The 18,568-nt window shown below is 40.6% G+C and carries 18 protein-coding genes; 9 read left to right on the forward strand and 9 right to left on the reverse strand.

What is annotated here, in order from left to right:
* Nucleotides 1-48: 48 nt before the first annotated feature.
* The 5 genes from POV27_RS17480 to POV27_RS17500 all read right to left on the reverse strand — a co-directional run bounded on the left by POV27_RS17480 (nucleotide 49) and on the right by POV27_RS17500 (nucleotide 4,610).
* Nucleotides 49-459, reverse strand: coding sequence for a MerC domain-containing protein (locus POV27_RS17480; protein ID WP_272864083.1), 411 nt, complete (start codon nucleotides 457-459; stop codon nucleotides 49-51).
* Between the two features lie 41 nt (nucleotides 460-500).
* Nucleotides 501-1,931 (reverse strand): DUF3526 domain-containing protein, encoded by a 1,431-nt coding sequence (locus POV27_RS17485; protein WP_272864084.1) that lies wholly within the window; start codon nucleotides 1,929-1,931, stop codon nucleotides 501-503.
* Between the two features lie 2 nt (nucleotides 1,932-1,933).
* Nucleotides 1,934-3,340 carry an ABC transporter permease gene (locus POV27_RS17490; RefSeq protein ID WP_272864085.1) on the reverse strand — a complete coding sequence of 469 codons (1,407 nt, stop codon included), beginning with the start codon at nucleotides 3,338-3,340 and terminating at the stop codon, nucleotides 1,934-1,936.
* Nucleotides 3,337-4,053, reverse strand: a complete 717-nt coding sequence (locus POV27_RS17495) for an ABC transporter ATP-binding protein (protein ID WP_272864086.1) — start codon at nucleotides 4,051-4,053, stop codon at nucleotides 3,337-3,339. Before POV27_RS17495 ends, POV27_RS17490 begins: the two co-directional genes overlap by 4 nt.
* 251 nt (nucleotides 4,054-4,304) lie before the next feature.
* Nucleotides 4,305-4,610 carry a hypothetical protein gene (locus tag POV27_RS17500; RefSeq protein ID WP_272864087.1) on the reverse strand — a complete coding sequence of 102 codons (306 nt, stop codon included), beginning with the start codon at nucleotides 4,608-4,610 and terminating at the stop codon, nucleotides 4,305-4,307.
* 144 nt (nucleotides 4,611-4,754) lie between these two features.
* Between POV27_RS17500 and POV27_RS17505 the strand changes: the two genes are divergently transcribed.
* Nucleotides 4,755-5,246, forward strand: a complete 492-nt coding sequence (locus tag POV27_RS17505; RefSeq protein WP_272864088.1) for a hypothetical protein — start codon at nucleotides 4,755-4,757, stop codon at nucleotides 5,244-5,246.
* A 176-nt stretch (nucleotides 5,247-5,422) separates the two neighbouring features.
* Here POV27_RS17505 and POV27_RS17510 read toward each other — a convergent pair whose 3' ends face one another.
* The 3 genes from POV27_RS17510 to folE are packed head-to-tail and all read right to left on the reverse strand — an operon-like array spanning nucleotide 5,423 to nucleotide 7,061.
* Nucleotides 5,423-5,920, reverse strand: a complete 498-nt coding sequence (locus POV27_RS17510) for a hypothetical protein (RefSeq protein WP_272864089.1) — start codon at nucleotides 5,918-5,920, stop codon at nucleotides 5,423-5,425.
* On the reverse strand, nucleotides 5,920-6,396 hold the full coding sequence (locus tag POV27_RS17515; RefSeq protein ID WP_272864090.1) for a hypothetical protein: 477 nt from the start codon (nucleotides 6,394-6,396) through the stop codon (nucleotides 5,920-5,922). The genes POV27_RS17510 and POV27_RS17515 overlap by 1 nt, the downstream gene beginning before the upstream one ends.
* A gap of 2 nt (nucleotides 6,397-6,398) precedes the next feature.
* A complete protein-coding gene (folE, locus tag POV27_RS17520) occupies nucleotides 6,399-7,061 on the reverse strand; it encodes a GTP cyclohydrolase I FolE (RefSeq protein WP_272864091.1) in 663 nt (220 codons plus the stop codon).
* Between the two features lie 168 nt (nucleotides 7,062-7,229).
* Between folE and POV27_RS17525 the strand changes: the two genes are divergently transcribed.
* The 8 genes from POV27_RS17525 to POV27_RS17560 all read left to right on the forward strand — a co-directional run bounded on the left by POV27_RS17525 (nucleotide 7,230) and on the right by POV27_RS17560 (nucleotide 17,255).
* Nucleotides 7,230-7,610 carry a Fur family transcriptional regulator gene (locus POV27_RS17525; protein ID WP_272864092.1) on the forward strand — a complete coding sequence of 127 codons (381 nt, stop codon included), beginning with the start codon at nucleotides 7,230-7,232 and terminating at the stop codon, nucleotides 7,608-7,610.
* A 157-nt stretch (nucleotides 7,611-7,767) separates the two neighbouring features.
* Nucleotides 7,768-9,105, forward strand: a complete 1,338-nt coding sequence (locus tag POV27_RS17530; protein ID WP_272864093.1) for an alkaline phosphatase D family protein — start codon at nucleotides 7,768-7,770, stop codon at nucleotides 9,103-9,105.
* 271 nt (nucleotides 9,106-9,376) lie between these two features.
* Nucleotides 9,377-10,594: a GTP-binding protein gene (locus POV27_RS17535; protein WP_272864094.1), complete on the forward strand. Its 1,218-nt coding sequence runs from the start codon at nucleotides 9,377-9,379 to the stop codon at nucleotides 10,592-10,594.
* A gap of 101 nt (nucleotides 10,595-10,695) precedes the next feature.
* The gene (locus tag POV27_RS17540; RefSeq protein WP_272864095.1) at nucleotides 10,696-11,001 is read left to right on the forward strand and encodes a hypothetical protein; all 306 of its coding nucleotides are present in this window, start codon (nucleotides 10,696-10,698) and stop codon (nucleotides 10,999-11,001) included.
* 240 nt (nucleotides 11,002-11,241) lie between these two features.
* Entirely contained in the window at nucleotides 11,242-11,937 is a 696-nt protein-coding gene (locus POV27_RS17545; RefSeq protein WP_272864096.1) for an ABC transporter ATP-binding protein, read from the forward strand.
* A 21-nt stretch (nucleotides 11,938-11,958) separates the two neighbouring features.
* Complete coding sequence (locus POV27_RS17550) at nucleotides 11,959-14,457, forward strand: TonB-dependent receptor (protein ID WP_272864097.1); 2,499 nt, start codon at nucleotides 11,959-11,961, stop codon at nucleotides 14,455-14,457.
* 3 nt (nucleotides 14,458-14,460) lie between these two features.
* Complete coding sequence (locus POV27_RS17555) at nucleotides 14,461-15,912, forward strand: ABC transporter permease (protein WP_272864098.1); 1,452 nt, start codon at nucleotides 14,461-14,463, stop codon at nucleotides 15,910-15,912.
* Complete coding sequence (locus tag POV27_RS17560; protein WP_272864099.1) at nucleotides 15,909-17,255, forward strand: DUF3526 domain-containing protein; 1,347 nt, start codon at nucleotides 15,909-15,911, stop codon at nucleotides 17,253-17,255. Before POV27_RS17555 ends, POV27_RS17560 begins: the two co-directional genes overlap by 4 nt.
* A gap of 35 nt (nucleotides 17,256-17,290) precedes the next feature.
* Here POV27_RS17560 and POV27_RS17565 read toward each other — a convergent pair whose 3' ends face one another.
* Nucleotides 17,291-18,337, reverse strand: a complete 1,047-nt coding sequence (locus tag POV27_RS17565; RefSeq protein ID WP_272864100.1) for a succinylglutamate desuccinylase/aspartoacylase family protein — start codon at nucleotides 18,335-18,337, stop codon at nucleotides 17,291-17,293.
* Nucleotides 18,338-18,568: the final 231 nt, after the last annotated feature.

Raw genomic sequence — 18,568 nt, forward strand, 5'->3', positions numbered from 1 at the left:
AATACATTGCGTATTTGTTGGCTAATCAAAATGATCATACTGCAAAGGTCAATCAGAGGCACAACAGCTCTCATTGGCGCAATTACAGTACTTTCTATTATAAAGATGCAATGCCACTAGGACCAACGAGGGAATGTAAATTATTTCCTCAACGATATGGACAAAAGCAAGTTTTTCATTGATAATAACGAAGGCTAAAAATCCCCAACTTAGCCACAACGCATAGCGCATCCAGTTTTTTGATGTGTTTTTTGCAGACCAATAGACTGCAACCATAGAGAGGACTATGAAACCCAGGTCCAGTACACCCCACCAAAAAGGGTGTTCATGGTGTCCGTGTACGTGTCCCGCATGTGCCGCAAACAAAAAAGGCGTGGCCAAACAATGTGCCAAGCACAATGTACTTGCTGTAGAGCCGAGGATATCGGATTTAGCGTTGAAATTGATGGTTTTTAGCATATAAACGAATGTTTTTATTGTAAACCTTTTTAAAAATGATTTTACCCCTGAATTAATTTGTGATTCCTATGGATGTTGCGCGATACCAGGAATCCTAGCCCCAACATTCCCAAGGAAAGCAACAGCAGTGGAAGTACCGCTGCCCTGGTTGCAGGCGATTCTGATTCGAACTGAAACTTGGGTAAATCCTTATAATTACTAGCCGCAAATTCCTCGTTGTTGTACAAGAAGGGCATAAAGTATTCTCTCCATGTTCCAGCGAAGGTTACCACTTGCTTCCGAAAGTTTTCATAATCGGATGTAGAATTACCCGCCAGCTTATTCAGGGACTCCTGCATGGTAAGTGCGGGAGAAATCCATTTCAGCTTTCTGACCAGCCCCTGCTGATTTTGAAGCTGCACTTCATAGGTTTCCACTATGGGGCTCAATTCTTCCCGAATCAATTTTTGAGAAGCCATATAGCGATGGTAGAATCCTCGAGACTGTGTGGTGTCGTTAATGGCATATTCTGGGTGATCGCGCAAAAAGTTATCCAATATTTCATCCTGTCGCTTGGAGACCTCGGTCTTCTTGGTGCGCATTTCGTTGATCATGAGGGTACGGGATGGCATGGGGTACAAGGAATTTCCCAATTGGTTCAATACCGAAGGAACCAACAATACAAAAATTACCCATAGGCCCAGCATGGAAACGGCATTTTTTGCAGAGCTGCCCACCCAAAGATTAATTAGGAATGCCAAGGCAAACCAAAAAAGCATATACGCCAAGGTGAGTCCCAAAAGCGAGAAAAACGCGCTTATTTCTGAAGCGAAATCAACTCCGAAAAGAAGAAAGATAAGCGTCATGGAACCTATGACCAATATGGATAACCAAAAGAAACGTAAACCGAGCTTTTGTAATAACCATTTCTGTATTCCGATAGGTTGCGAAAGTAATAATCGTAGGGACCCACTTTCCTTTTCTGCAGAAAGAACATTGTAGGAAAAGGCAATAATCAATAAAGGCAATAAGTAAACAATTACAAAGGCCAAATCGAAGCTACCAAACAACAACTGCACGGGGCTCGTCATTTCAGTAAAATTCAAAGCATAATCATCGCCTCTCACCTTAGGTTTTACGTAAGGGGTATACAGATCGGATTGTCCTGTAGCAATAAAAGAAAGGGACTGTGGTTCCATGGATGCCACCCTTGGATAGTAATTTCCCACGGCCATAGGACTGGTAGGTATGGTCCACCTAGGGACACTTACCTTGTGCCCTTGGGATACGGAATCCAACAGACTCAACATCATCACATCATTTTCTTCGACCTCGGTTTGGGCCTCGGAAATAACCTCCTTCCGCTTTTCTAACTTCTGCTTACCATTAAGCACCGAAAAACCGAATAGCAACAATAACAATAGACTCAATAATTGAATCCATCGACTCCTCAGGAGTAATTTCAGTTCATATTTAAAATTGTATTTCAGCATGGTTAGATATTTTTAGTGGTAAACAAAAGCAAACTAAAGGAGCCTAAAAGCCAAACCCCTAAAATCAGAATGTTAGAAGAATTTCGATCGATAATAGCGCTCAGTTCCGGAGGGTCATATTCGAAAGCAGGCAACTGCTTCCATAAGTCTGATTCTGCCCGATACCCCCAGTTTCCATATTCTGAATTTTCGGCGAAGTTGTTATTTAAAAATTTCTGGGTAGCGATTCTATAATTCTCTGCAGCATCCGAAAAATCCCAATGCGTTGCATAATCGGTATGTGCAATGGACATGCTCATAAAGCGAGTGGGTAAATACGGTGAGATCACCGCTAAACTTCGGTACACTCCGGATTGTTGTTCAAACTGCTCCTTGAGATAGCTGTAGTGTTTGAAATACACCCTGGCCTCGTGCTCTTCCCCCTTTTGCATGCGATACGCATCAAAATTGAAAGGCAGTTTATGAAGACTGTCTACACCATACTCTTTTAGGACTTCTTCCTGAAGCAGTTTGGCTTCCTTGCTCCATGGATTGTGTCCGTCCAATCCTTCCTTCTTATCCTTGAGTACCATAGCGGCAAACTCCTGTCTAGTAGGATAGGGATGTCTGGTTTCGGCAATGTTGCTAGCTGCTTTGGGTGCTGCTAGACAGGCTAGAATCCATAAGGAAAGGGAAAGTACCAGGGATATCCCCGATTTTTTCACCTTGGCAGAGATAAACAATACCAGATTGATAAAAATGATATAATACCCCATATAAACCAGAAAGAGTCCTATGAGGGAATTCCAACGAAAAACACCAAAATCGTCCAAATTGGAAAGCAGTATTCCAGCTACCAGAAATAAAGCAGCAGTGATAAGAAAAATGGGAAAGAACAGCGCCATCCATTTTCCTAGAATCCATTTCCGTGTGGAAATCCCTTGGCTTTTCAGCAGGGTGAGCGTTCCCATTTCACGTTCTTTGGTAAAACTGTTGTAACCCAAAAGGATGATAAGCAATGGCAAGATGAAAAGGAGAATGAAATCTGGGGTAAGGTCTCCAAATCGCGCCAATCCCGTTTGGTCTGCGGCAGCACTGAATTGGGCTTCATTACGATTGTGAGCTTCCAAAAAAATGGAGGTCCCAGCGTACTTGTCTACTCCTTGGTCTACAAGGGACAAAGGGTATTTCGGTTTAAAGGCATACGTCCCGAAATGAGCAGCAGAATGTGGATTCTTTTCACCTTGATCATCCCAAACAGTTCGTTCAGCAGCCGTGGCGGTTTCGTACTGCTCATTAATGTTCTGATATTGCTTGGCACTTACCCAAATAGCCATCCCTAACAGCAGGACAACTATTATGAAAGACAAACGCACCCGACCGTCACGCAGCAGCTCTTTGGTTTCTTTATTGAATGTTTTTAAAATCATGATACCTTTTCTTTATAGTCCATGGTGTCTAAATACGCCTTCTCCAATTCCGAAAGGGAAATATCATTGGCAGTGAATTGCTGTTTCAACTGGCCGTCTTTCATAATTCCGATATGTGTTGCAACTTCCTTGGCGCGGAATAAATCGTGCGTTGCCATGAGGGTAGCGACCCCCTTTTCCCTTAGTTTTTGAAGTAATTGGCCAAATTCATTACTGGCTTTGGGATCCAAACCAGAAGTAGGCTCATCGAGTAGCAATGCCTTGGCATCTTTAGCCAACGCTATGGCAATCCCTACTTTTTGGCGCATTCCTTTCGAAAAGGTCGAGATACGCTTTCTAAAGGCCTCCTTCTGCAATCCAGCCTCAGCTAGAAATGCTTCCAATTGTGATGTAGAAAGCTTCTTTCCAGCAATCCCTGAGAAATAATCAAGATTTTCCACGGCCGTAAGACTAGGGTAAAGCATTAGATTTTCGGGGATGTATGCCACTACTTTCTTGGTAGCTTTGTTGCTTTCGAATACATTCATCCCATCTATAGAAGCACTTCCCTCTGTGGGTGCAATGAACCCTAGCAGCAGATTAATGGTAGTGGTCTTACCCGCTCCGTTGGCCCCAAGAAGGCAAAATATGTCACCTTCCTTAACGGTGAGGTTAAGTCGATCGAGCGCTACTTGCCCTTCATATCTCTTTGTAAGATTGTTGGTATGTATCATAATGAATTATGGTTAAACTAAAGGCCATTTTGACCTTCAGTGAATTTAAATTGAACCGTTTGGTAAAGGGAAATTAAAAGATGTCTGGGTTATTTAGGGGGTACCAAATACTGCTGAAACAGTACATTGATTTTCTTTGTATAGAAAAACAATTACTTCGAAAAGCACGAAATTGATGTATTCAAACTTGTTGAAACAATGGTAAAGGTCCCCAACGATGGACACTTCTAGTAACCAAAAGAAAAAATCACTTAAACAAGTGGTGGAGGTTTGTTGTAAATGCTTGTAGGCGAAACAATCGTTTCCCTTGGAACATCATAGTGAGGGAGCACCACAAACGAGCAGGGAACTTGTTGCATGGCCACCTCAACATAGGAGGCTCCAGCTAAATCAAGATCATTTTGCTGGGTTTGTATCAAGTCATCACATAACTCACAGGAAATAGGGGTGTCTTCTTCGGCTATATGCTCCAGCGCATGCAGGTCTGCAACTCTCGGAATGAGAAAGACTATTGCAAAAAGTAAAGGGATTATATGTGTTCTTATGCGCTGTTTCACCTTATAAAGGTTTCAAAACCGAAGTCAACTTCCTTCGTGTGTAGTTAGAATATTAATTCGTTAAAAGTACAATTAATTTCCAGCAATAAAACCGTAGGTTCCATAAAAATGAATACCTTTAAATGTTAATTAAATCATAAAAAAATGAGAAGACCAATCACATTATTAATTTTCGTAATGGTATTATCAATGTTTTCCTGCAAGCAAAATCCAGCCGAAACTCCCGAACACAAGGCCATGGTAGAAGAGCATAAAGCCATGGAAGCATCTCACGATGCAATGAGCAAGGAACATGATGCTATGCAAGATGACCATCAAAAGATGATCGATGCACATAAGGGGATTGAGAACGATTCCATTCACATGGCTATGGAAAATCAGCACGGTGCCATTCTTTCCAAACATGCCGAGCTTATGGAAGCACACCAAGCTTTGATTGCAAAACATGCCGAACTAGAAACGAAACATGGAACGGGTGACATGACATTGGAAGAAATGACCGCAGAGCACGCATCCATGAAATCGGAACATGAGACCATGGAGAAAGAGCATCAAAAAATAAAAGAAGACCATGAGCGCATTACCCAGGAAGATGAAAGAATGATGGAAGAGGATAAGGAAAAAGAGGATCAATAAATAAGGTCCCGAAGGAAGAGATGCTATACCTTCCGTGGAGTAAAGACTTAAAAAGAAAAAGCGACTTCAAATTGAAGTCGCTTTTTTGTTGGATTACAATCCCTCCTATTGGATTTGGCAAGCTAGAAGGAATCGAAACCAACTTTCACTACAAGAAAAGTCATGCCTTTGTATTTTCAATTCAATGAATACTTTTCAATACAAATTAGATCTGAATATATGGCTATAAAGGTGTCATCATACCTATCATAAATCCGACCATTTATTTCGAAAGGGAAACGGAAAAAACTACATAGCTGAAGTCGCAATTCCCTTATTCTTTTATTCAAATAATACGACAGGAGAGCGAATTGACGATCCCCTGTTCGCCATGAAAGATCCGAATGTTCCTTTTGTTCCATAATTTCGTTGTAGAAAGTTTCCAGACCCCGAACCCCTGAAAAAAATTGTCCTTCCAATGCATCTAAGATAATTTCATTGTCATTGGAAAGAACAAAAGAGATTTTTCTAATGTTATGTTTTTCAATCAATTCCTTTATGCTTCTCAATGTTTCCAAATTCGAAACAAAAGAATTCCCAAGAGAAGTATAGAAATAATTCTCCTGCCTAAAAGTGTTATTCACCTTGGCTTCCAAGCAATCGGTTGGGCACAAAAGGAAAAGCGTTTTATGCATTAGGCTACGTCATCTGGGTTTGGAAATGGAAAGGAAGAATGATGCAAATCAATTTTTAAGGATCCCCCCATTAATTTATAACCGAACGTATATTCTACTTTCGCTTCATTGCCATCTAAATCGGTGAAAAAATAATTCCCCATTGCGATGGCACGATTATCTTCCAGAATGAAACCTGCATTTTCGAACCTAACCTTGGTCCAAGGTTGTATGGCAAACCCTTTGTCTTCTGCACAAGCTCTATCATCACCTGCAATGAAGTAAGAAAGGGCTTCTGCTTTTGTTGGTCTAAATTGTTGTATAGCGCACTTGGTGGGTTTAAATAGGACAGGGCCTGCTTCAAACGCATAACGTGCATCCAGGAATTCACTCGCATACGCCTCGCATTCGGGTCTGTTGTCTTTTAAGGATCCAATCTTTACCACACCACTTCCCCATTGATTTTGAGCATCTAATACTTGTTCTTTTGTTATCATCTTTACACTATTTGATTATTAATTGTACTTAAAAATTCATCTCGTTTTGCGCCGTTCTCGAAACAACCGCCATATTCTATGGTCGTCGTAAAACTATTTTTGTCCTTTATCCCTCTTGAAGAAACACAAAGGTGCTTGGCAGAAATCATGACAATTACATCTTCCGTTTCCAATGCACTTTGCAGGTCTTTAAGAATTTGCAGCGACAATCGCTCCTGAACCTGGGGACGGTGCGCATAGTAATCGACCAAACGATTTATTTTAGAGAGCCCTATCACCTTGTTTTTGGGAACATAGGCAACGTGCGCGTGCCCTACTATCGGCAAAAAGTGGTGCTCACAGGAAGAATCGATGGTGATGTTCTGTTCAACCAACATTTTACCATACCCATACTTGTTCTCAAATGTTGAAAGTTTTGGCTTGTTCTTCGGGTCAAGGCCATAAAACAGCTCTTTCACATACATCTTGGCAAATCGATAAGGAGTCCCAGACAGACTATCGTCCGACAGATCGAGTCCGAGTTCTTTCATGATCATGGCAAAATGATGTTGAATGCTTTCAATTTTTTCATCATCAGGTTTATCGAATGCATCTGGCAACAGAGGTGTCTCCACGTTATAGGAAATGTGATTATCCCCTATGCTTTCAATTTCTTCATAATTCATAGCTCGGACCGTTGTTATCGGTTATACATTTACTGCCATTCTAAAAGCGAGCAGGTGCATTAAATAATCTAGCGAGGAAAGCCTCCTTTATATATTTCTTAATGCAACTAAGTTGCAAATATAAAAATATGATTTGTCACTGCAACCCAGTTGTAATAACTTTGTGATATGGGAATCATTAGAAAAACGCAATCTGTTGAGATGCTCTTGGCCGAATTTCAAAAAGATGCCAGTGCTATTTCCGTTGTAGCATTGGTGGAGCGCCTGGCTTTACAAATGAACAAAACCACTGTTTATCGAATCTTGGATAGGCTTGAGGACGATGGGGTCGTACATTCTTTCTTAGACAAAAACGGAATTAAATGGTATGCAAAATGCCATAATTGTTCGGTGTCTGGGCATTCGGATACACATCCTCATTTTCAATGCACGAATTGCGGTAAGGTGGATTGTCTCACTGTAGATGTCTCCATTCCCAAAATACCCAATCGTGAAATCACCGTTTCCCAAATTTTGATTCAGGGGAAATGCGAAGCCTGTTTTGGTTAGTGTACGTGGCAGCATGACCTGAACTAGCGTAAAATACCCTTAGGGACATTTGGGATAAGAACGTAATAATTTCTTTGTGTTTTCTAAACATTAGGCAATTTTGTTCGAGTATCTTTATTACAACTATAGACATTCTTAGAATTTAAATTGAGCATTCATGAATAAGCTACTACTCTTCCTAGCATTCTTATTACTTCATACACCCGTCATTTTTTCTCAAGACTTGGTGCAATCGGGGCCCATGGTGGGGTATTCCACAATGCGTGAAGCATTGCTCTGGGTTCAAACGACAGAGACCGCAGCGGTTCACTTTGAGTATTTTGACAAAGAAAATCCTAAAGAGCGTTTCAGTACTGAGAAATATACTACACAGGCCAGATACGGATTTGTAGCAAAGTTAGTCGCTGATCAGATTTTACCTGGAAAAAAATACAGCTATGAATTATACATCAATGGGAAAAAAATTCGGAAGGGCTATCCCATGGAATTCCAATCCCAAACACTTTGGCAATGGCGCACCGACCCTCCAGAGGTGAATTTTGCCGTGGGGAGCTGCAACTATGTTAATGAAGAACGCTTCGACAGACCCGGGAAACCCTATGGAAGTGAGTTCGAAATTTTTGAATCGATTCATGATAAAAGACCCGATTTTATGCTTTGGTTGGGCGATAACACCTATCTGCGCGAGGCGGACTGGAATTCCCGTACTGGATTCCTACATCGTTATACCCACACCCGTTCCCTACCCGAAATGCAACCTTTACTCGCTTCGACCCATCATTACGCTATTTGGGATGATCACGATTACGGCCCCAACGATTCTGATGGCAGCTTTTGGCTGAAGGAAACGGCAGCAGAGATATTTAAGCTATTTTGGGGAAATCCCAATTACGATGTTACCGGTAATGGGGGAATAACGGGTTCCTTTCAATGGGCAGACCTGCAATTCTTCTTGTTGGATAATCGTTACCACAGGACATCCAACCGCAACTTTACGGAGGAACGTGAAATGCTTGGTAAAGCACAAATCGATTGGCTCATCAATGCCCTGGCATCCAGTAGGGCTCCATTTAAGTTTGTAGCCATAGGAGGGCAGGTTTTGAGTACAGAAGCCATGTACGAAAACCATGCAACGTTTTCAAATGAACGAAGATATCTACTTGACAAAATACGCGAAGCAAAGATCGAGGGAGTCATTTTTCTAGATGGTGACAGGCACCATACAGGTCTCAGTGTCATGCAGGAAAGCAGATACGTATATCCTCTATATGATTTGACATGCTCTTCATTAACGGCGGGAGCCTACGATGACAAGGAAAAACTGAACACCAACAAGTTGGAGGAAACCTTGGTAGGACAGCATAATTTTGGGATTTTGAATGTAAGCGGCCCTCGCACCGATCGTGTGCTCAACATTAAAATATTCGATAAGGATGGAAAAGAACTATGGACCAAGGATATCAAGGCAAAAGATTTGAAATATAAAAGGCGATAGGAATGGCTTGAACAATCTTCACAAAGTCCAGAAATAACAAAAACCCCTTAGAATCGTAGGCTCTAGGGGGTTAATTTATTAGCATCCTACTCATGGACCTCCCCTGAAAGAAAACTCCCTGATTCGTGCAAACCAGCGCGTGTTTTGCATTAGAATTACAAAAGCAACACAAAACTTTCGCTTATTATTTAACCAACTAAATACAACTTAGTTGCATTTAGGGATTTTTGTGGTTAGTTTTGCAACAATGTTGCAGTAATAGAATCAAAATATGAATGACAAACTACCGGTAACCGTTTTAAGTGGTTTTCTTGGTGCTGGAAAAACCACTTTACTCAATCATGTGCTACACAACAAAGAAGGTTTAAAAGTAGCTGTCATTGTAAACGACATGAGTGAGGTGAATGTTGATGCGGCGCTGGTAAAAAGTGAAAACACCTTATCCCGAACCGAAGAGAAATTGGTTGAAATGAGCAACGGATGTATTTGCTGTACGCTTCGAGAGGATTTAATGATTGAAGTTGAGCGCTTGGCAAAGGAGAATCGCTTTGATTACTTACTTATTGAAAGCACTGGAATTAGCGAACCGGTCCCTGTTGCCCAAACATTCTCGTTTGTTGATGAAGAAAACGGCATCGACCTATCCCGTTTCAGCTATGTGGACACTATGGTTACCGTAGTAGATGCGTTCAACTTTTTCAAGGACTTCGGAAGCCCCGAAACCCTAATGGACAGGGATCTCACCGATATGGAAGGCGACTACAGAACCATTGTAAATCTGTTGACGGATCAGGTAGAATTTGCCAATATCATTGTTTTGAACAAGGTAGATTTGGTGTCTACAGAGCATTTAAGTTTGCTCAAGGCGACCCTTCAAAAACTAAACCCATCGGCAAAAATCATTGAATCCACCTTCAGCAAGGTCCCACCCGAAAACATTCTCAATACAGGGTTATTTGATTTTGAAGAGGCCGAGCAGAGTGCCGGTTGGATTGAAGAACTGAATAAGGAGGAGCACACTCCAGAGACCGAAGAATATGGAATTTCATCCTTTGTCTATCGCACCAAAAAGCCATTCGACCCAGTACGATTCTGGAATTATGCGCATCATAAATTCCCAGCTAACATTATTCGTAGCAAAGGATTGTTTTGGGTAGCATCCCGCCCAGAGCAAGCATTGATCTGGGGGCAAGCGGGAGGATCGCTACGAACGGACAGTGCTGGTGTATGGTGGAGTAGCATGCCATTCGAAAAGCGAATCGAATTTTTGGGATTCGTAGAAAATCAAAAGCATATTGAATCCGATTGGGATATGGATTTTGGTGACAGAAAGAATGAAATCGTATTCATTGGACAACATATGAATGAAGCTCTTATTAGGTCAGACTTAGATGATTGTTTGGCCACCGACGAAGAGCTGGCCAGACAAAATTGGAAGGAAGGCTATGAAGATCGCTGGCCCATTCAAAGAGCATATCCCTTGAATTAGATACTTTCATTTGAAAAGGAAATATGATAACACACTTAAATTGAACAACTTAAATTTGTATTAAACGATAACAGCCGTTTCTATTTTTAGAATTTGAATTGATGTTTCAACGCATAGGAAAATCCATAACAGCACTATTATTTGTCCTTGCATTTCTATCTCCACAGATTGCAAACCTGCATATGTTGGATCACATTATGGATGGTGATACGCCAACGGTTTGTGAGTTCTACGATATTATATCCACTGCGAACCAACTGGATGTATTTTCTGGAGATCCATTTTCCTTCGATGTAGATCTACAGGATGTACCAAGTTCTTACGTGGTTTTCACCCAATATGATGTACCACACGCAAAAATTGCTTCCCCTACTTCTGTTTACAACAAACCCCCTCCCATTAGTTAGGGAATACCCATCTACACTTTTAGATTCGTAAGGCTATGGTGCGATGTACCAATGCTATTGCTTTATCCATCCTCCAAAACCATGATTATGAACCATTAGGTTTGGCAAAGCAGGATAGGATGTTACGTCAATTTTCCAGAATCTACAACTTCGGTAAGGGGTATTCCTCGTATTCACGGAATGAACAGAGGAACTGAATTCAAGGACTTTAGCAGTCCATAACATCTTACATTTTACACCATGCTAAAAGCAATAAACCTTACCAAAACATATGGTAAGCATCAGGCGCTTAGTCAGCTTAACCTTTCGGTTGATAAAGGCGAGATATTTTGTTTACTAGGTCAAAACGGAGCTGGTAAAACAACAACGATCAACCTATTTTTAGGTTTAATAGGAGCTACCGAAGGCGAAGCTTTAATAGATGGTATTGCTGTTCAACCCAATAACAACAAGACCTCTCAAAAGATCGCTTACATCCCTGAAGTGGTACAACTATACAGCAACCTTTCCGGAATTGAAAACCTAAACTTCTTCAGCAGATTGGCTGGATTTAAATACTCCAACACCGAATTATCGGACCTACTATTAAAGGTGGGGCTACAAGAAACAGCACATCACAATAAGATGTCCTCTTACTCCAAAGGAATGCGGCAAAAAGTAGGAATTGCCATCGCTCTTTCTAAAAATGCGGACTACATTTTTATGGACGAACCTATCTCCGGTTTGGATCCTAAAGCCGCATTGGAGTTTACCAAAATATGTAAGGGACTAAGCGATGAGGGTAAGGCCATTTTCATGGCCACCCATGACATTTTTAACGCGGTAAATGTAGGCACCAAAATCGGCATCATGAAAGAAGGAAAATTGGTTCATACCTCAACCACGGACCAAATTAGTGCCACCGAGTTACAAAATCTATACTTAAAAACCATCTAAACCAGAAAAACAACTATTACAATGAAAATATATAAATCATTAATCACAATATTATGCTTGCTGATAGGCTGCATATCCTTTGCACAGATAGAAGTAAAAGGAAAAGTGGTCGATTCGGAAGCCGCTCCCATTATTGGAGCAACAGTTTCATTACAAAGTTCTGATGATACCAAAGGACTGCTCACCGATGAATACGGAGAATTTAAAATGACCGTTTCTCCCGGGACCTACGCCTTAGAAATTCGTTACTTGGGATTTCAGTCCTATAGCAGCACCATTGAAGTGAGTCCAGGTTCTAACGTTGACGTAGGGACCATTCAATTGAATGAAGGAACAGAACAATTGCAAAGTGTAGAGGTGATTGGACGAGCCAGAACCGACTACAACAGTGATTATTCATTTTCCTCCACCAAAGTTGCGATTAAAAACAAAGAACTACCACAGGCTGTTGCCACGGTTACCAAAGAGCTTATCGATGACCGTTTGGCATTTCAATTACCTGATGCTGTTAAAACCGTAAGTAATGTTTCGGCAACAGGTTTGTACAATCATTACAACATTCGTGGTATTACACAAGCCGATGATGGCCAGGTACTTAATGGAATGCGGACACGTCAATATTACTTTTTACAACCCATTACCTCACATTTAGAACGGGTAGAAGTTATTAAAGGACCCTCTTCAGTAACCTTTTCCAGTGCTGACCCTGGCGGAACGGTAAACATGGTAACCAAAAAACCTTTGGCTGAAAAAAGAAATTCGGTGAGTTTAACCGCAGGAAGTTTCGGAACATTAAGAGCTACAGCCGATTTTACGGGGCCTTTAAACAAGTCTAAAACGTTACTGTATCGTTTCAATACAGCTATTCAAGAAGCAGATTCCTTTAGGGATATCGTAAACAACAATGCTATTTTAATCACCCCTTCCTTAAGTTATATTCCTAATGAAAATACGTCACTCAATGTGGAATTGATTTACAATAATGCAGAAGGCAATTTGGATAGAGGGCAACCCATTTTTGATGCCGTTGATGATGATTATGATCCAAACAGTACACCCATTACTTTGAACCCAGGTGCAATTAATGACTTCTATAAAACCAAAGAGTTAATATTCATGACAAGCTTTAGTAAAAAGTTTACTGAAAACTTTGGTTTCAATGCCCAGTATATGAAACAGACTTGGGACGAAGACTTACAAGAGCATAGAGCAGATGCCTTCCGCCAAGCGTATGATATCGACGGAAATGTGGTTCCTAATCTTATTGCTATGCGATATGCAGAAAGACAACAAAAATGGAATACCGATAACTTTAGTGGATATTTTGATTATAATATCGAATCCGGTAACATAACCAATAAAATATTAGTTGGATTTGATGCATCCCGTTGGGAAAGAAAAATTGGTGGCGCCAATAGCTCAAGGGATTATTTGTTAAACGATGGTACTACGGCAAGATTTAGACCTGGCACAAGCGATCCAAATGATTTTCAACAAACCGAGGATGGCCTATTGGTTCCTGCGGTTGCTCACCTAGATTTAACAAGCCCTTTTAACGGAATTAGAAATACAAATAATTACGTGCTTAGGCAATTTGAGATCCCGGCAAACCTAACCACTTCCAGTGGTATCTATCTTCAAAACCAATTTAAAATTGGAAAATTTTCGGCACTATTCAACTTAAGGTATGAATGGTTCACAGATATTTTTGACTATGAGGGTGAAGAACAAGAATTTAATACCAATGCTTTTGTCCCCAGGATCGGTGTAACCTATGAAGTAACTAATGATATTAGTGCCTATGCTACATATCTGGAAGGATTTCAACCGCATACAAACACGGTTTCGCTAAATCCAACAGCAGAAGGTTTCTTTTGGTCTGCATCACCCGGAAGGTTTGATCCTTTAGAGAGCAGCCTCATAGAAGTTGGTGCCAAAGGAGAATTTTTAAATGGGAGAATATTTGCCAACTTAGCGGTCTTCGATATTTCCCAAAAAAATATCTTACTTGGGGATACCTTCGATATAGACAACTTGACAACACGAGGGGAACAGCGCAGTAGAGGTTTTGAATTGGATGTTTCGGGTTATGTATTACCTAACTTACGTTTAACGGCTTCTTATGGTTATAATGATGCCATTATTGAAGAAGATGCTATCGAGGAATTTGTGGGAGAACGAATAGGGGGAGCTCCCGAACATAATGCCAACTTTTGGGGGAGATACGATTTTAAATCAAACTCGCCATTAAAAGGAATAGGGGTTGGTTTTGGTGCTCAATATGTAGACGAACGATATACATGGTATAATCCAACATATAATACCAATAGAGTGTTGTTGCCCTCCTATACGGTGTTCGAGGGAGCAGTTTTCTATAAGCCAAATAACACCGGTATTCAATTAACACTAAAAGTGAACAATCTATTTGACGAAACTTATTGGTTAGGTGGTCTTAGCCCTAATAGATTAGGACCCGGTGCACCGCGCAATGTATTAATTAACGCTGCTTATAACTTTTAATATATGAAGTGGGCAAATGTTCGGCTATTCGCATTGAATTTTTGGCATAATGCCAAAAAACCCAAAGCTTTTTATCTGCTTTATCTCATTTTTATACTGCTAACGGCCTACGCGGCTGTTAGCGGTATTCAAAATCATGTCGTACAAAATGATATTCGGGAAGAGCATCAAGACATGGCACGACAAAGTTGGGTAAACAATCCTGATAAGCATCCGCATCGAATGGCCCATTTTGGAACATTTGCCTTTCGCAAAAGTCCTCCCCTAGGCATATTCGATTTCGGATTAGAAAGTTTTACGGGAAATACCGTGTTCCTGGAAGCGCATCGACAAAATAGTGTCAATTTTTCCGAAGCAACGTTCTCAACTGGAACCTTACGATTTGGGGAATTAAGCCTAGCGCTACTATTACAATTAGTGCTACCGCTTATTCTCTTCTTTATAGGCTTTTCAAGTATAGCGGGAGATAAACAAAATGGAACCCTAAAGATTCTCCTATCTCAAGGAGCTAATTGGAAAGAAATTCTTTTTGGTAGGACACTTGGGCTATTTGCCATTTCCCTACTCTTTCTTATCCCCATTTTCTTGATAGTTCTTATTGCGATGCTGTTTCTTAACTCTGAAATAGGGCATGATTTCTATTGGGTAAGGTTACTAACGATAGTTTTGGGGTACTCACTATTTCTCTTTGTGGTTTCCGGGATCACTGTGGCTGTATCCGCAAGCAGCAATAGTCCAAAAAATGCATTATTGCGTTTATTGGGAATATGGTTGTTATTGGTTGTGCTTTTACCGAAAACAGCCCAAGCAATGGGAAGCTATTGGCATCCCACACCTACAAAATTAGCCTTCCAATCGGGCATTGAGAAAGAAGTAATTGAATATGGAGACAGTCATAATCCGGATGATCCGCACTATAATAAATTACGGGATTCGGTTTTAGCTGTTCATAATGTAAAAGAGGTAACCGATTTACCTTTTAACTACTCAGGTTTTGTCATGCGGGAAGGTGAAAAGATTACCTCCAAATTGTACAGAAAACACAATGAAGACTTAATAGCCACTTATGAAAAGCAAAACGACATCACTCGCTTTTCATCCTATTTAAATCCTTTTACGGCAATCAAACAACTATCTATGAGTATGGCGGGCACAGATTTTAGGTCGTATATCGATTTTCAGAATCAAGCAGATGACTATCGTTATGAATTGGCGCAAACCATGAATGAGCTACAAATGGAATACATAAGTCCTAAGAAGAAAAGCGGATCTGAAGGGAAAATACATGTTGTAGGACATGAACATTGGAAAGAGTTTCCCGATTTTAATCATCAACCTACTCCCTTTATTCAAACAATGAAAGAGGCGTTACCCGCATTAATTGCAATGCTATTGTGGTTGTTGATTACTGTTGAAATACTATTGTTCACATCTAAAAGAGCTAGGGCGATATGATGAAATTTAAATTATTATTATGGCAATGCATACGATCGAGAGAGGTATGGCTAAGTCTTGTATTAATAGCGCTTTTGGGTATTATTGGCATTCTCATAGGAAGTAAGCACCTATCAAAGCAGCAAGCGGCCATTGCCGAAGTAAAGCAGTATCAGGAACAGCATTTCGATCGCCAGGTTTCCCTTCACAATGAAGATTTGGGCTTGTTGTTGTATTATGCAAAATTCGCTTATATCAAAAACCTAGACCCGTTGGCAGGATTATCCATTGGCCAAACAGACGTGAACCCCACGGTGAAGCGGATTACCATAAAAACGTTTGAAGCCCAGAAATTCGATACCGACTTGGTAAATCCCATGAATCTATTGTCGGGTAACTTGGACCTCTCTTTCGTCATTATTTATCTACTTCCATTACTGGTTATAGTTTTAACGTTTAATGTGATTTCCGAAGAAACAGAAACAGGCACTTGGCAATTAGTCGCCATTCAAGCGAAATCCAAAGTAAGGTTTGTCATCTCAAAGCTTTTAATAAGGTTCTTTCTTCTGTTAATCGTATTGATATTCCTGTTCACCGTTGCCAAAATTGTACTGGGTATTCCGTTAAACATCAACTTCGTATTCCTTTTTTCACTTTCCATTTTATACGCCCTATTTTGGTTCACGCTGTCTTTTTTCGTGATTGTTTTCAAAAGGTCTTCGGGCTTCAACGCCCTTTCGTTATTATCGATTTGGTTAGGATTAATCATATTGCTACCGGCAGGAATCAATGCGTTTATTGCTTCAAAATATCCAGTTCCTGAAGCGTTAAGTACGGCCATTGCCCAAAGAGATGGTTACCACACCAAATGGGATACCGATAAATTGGCGACCATTCAGAAGTTTTACGACCACTACCCTCAATTCGAAAAGTATGGATATCCCACAGATGGATTTAATTGGCTCTGGTATTACGCCATGCAACAAATGGGCGACGATGATTCGAAAAAACAACAGGCTGCCTTAAGTGAGAAGATTACGTTGAGAGAAAAGACCAGCGAAGGAATCGCATCGATCCTTCCGAATATGCATATGCAGCTTGCTTTTAATCGGTTGGCGGGAACCAGTATGAGTCAACACATGAATTATCTAGATGCTACAGATACATTCCATGAAGACTTAAGACTGTTTTTCTATCCGAAAATTTTCGAGGAAAAATATGCCGACACTATCAACTGGGATCAATTCCCTCCAGCATATTATGAGATACAAACGAATAAAGGTTCGTTGAAAATTCTAATCCCACTTTTCATCGCTTCTTTGGTAATGATTTTTATGGCCATACCCATGGCGAGAAGGTTATAAGGGCAATGAGACAATGAGATATATTCCTACGTGGACTATGGCAGAATGCCTACGTTCATGATGGTATCATTCTTATTGATGGGAGGCGTTCCTATCATATAGAGAATCATTCCACTTTGCGGGGCTTTTACCTCCTCCAATCGATTGCCAAAGAAGTCCGTAATATACCCTACCAGCTCTCCAGCTTCAACACGATCACCAGCTTTTTTATCCGTGTAAAATATTCCAGTGGAATTACTCTTTATACTGAATCTTTTGGCTACGATCACCGGGGCGGTTTCTACTTTATTATCTGGATAGTCCATCATTCCCAAATGATCTAACAATAGAAACATTCCCTCTACGATTCGATCGGTTTCTACTTTTCCAGGCACACCAAGTCGACCACACTCAATATCTACGGAAGGGATTCGTCTGTGGAAGGCCTCTTGCGAACAATACACGCTAGGTTTTTCAAGGCGCTCTTCAGGAATATTAAAAATAATGGAGTAATCAAACCCCATGGACAATGCCATGGCACGCCCCTTTTCCGAAACTTCTGGGAGTGCTGTGCTTTGATACCATGCATTATAAGGACGTAGATCTTCCGGTGCATCTCCAGCATGCATATCGACAAAGAAATCGGATTTAGAAATCACCTCATTTGTAATAAGATAGGCTAACCTATCTGTTATGGTTCCGTCCTTACTTCCTGGAAAAGATCGATTCAGGTTTTTGCCGTCCAATGGATTCAGATACGGACTCCTATTCAGAAAAGCCGGTACGTTTGCTACTTGAACCAATAGTATTGTCCCCGATAGTTGTTTAGGGTCGATTTCTTGATTGAGTTGTTGTGCCGCCAGAATTGGAGGATACTCATAACCATGCACTCCCGCAGTAATTCCCAAAACAGGTCCCGATTTTGAACCATGAAATATGGTAACAGGTATTATAGTGCTATCCTTTTCACTTATTACCGGTATTTCAAAATTACTCTTGGTTCCTGGAGGAATCGATTTATTCAAAAAAACAAAAGGATTTTGGGCCTGTGCCAGAGAGGGAATAAATGCAATAACGAACAAAAGGATTTTTGCCTTCAACATATACACAAAGATAGGACATTTCACCCCCTCTTTTCCGTCAAAATTTATCTCACTTTAAATAAACAAAATGGAATAGATTATCGAAACCTAATTTTCCCACTATGCCCCTCTTGAATCTTCGGAAATCAAATATTTTTCAGCCATTCTTTTGATTATAAGGTAAATAGGGGATTTTTCCCCAAGATAATTGGAGTAATTCCCCTGTGTTTGAGTTGGATTTTCAGGGTACTT

The sequence above is a fragment of the Aureisphaera galaxeae genome (assembly GCF_028561275.1).
Taxonomy (GTDB): domain Bacteria; phylum Bacteroidota; class Bacteroidia; order Flavobacteriales; family Flavobacteriaceae; genus Aureisphaera; species Aureisphaera galaxeae.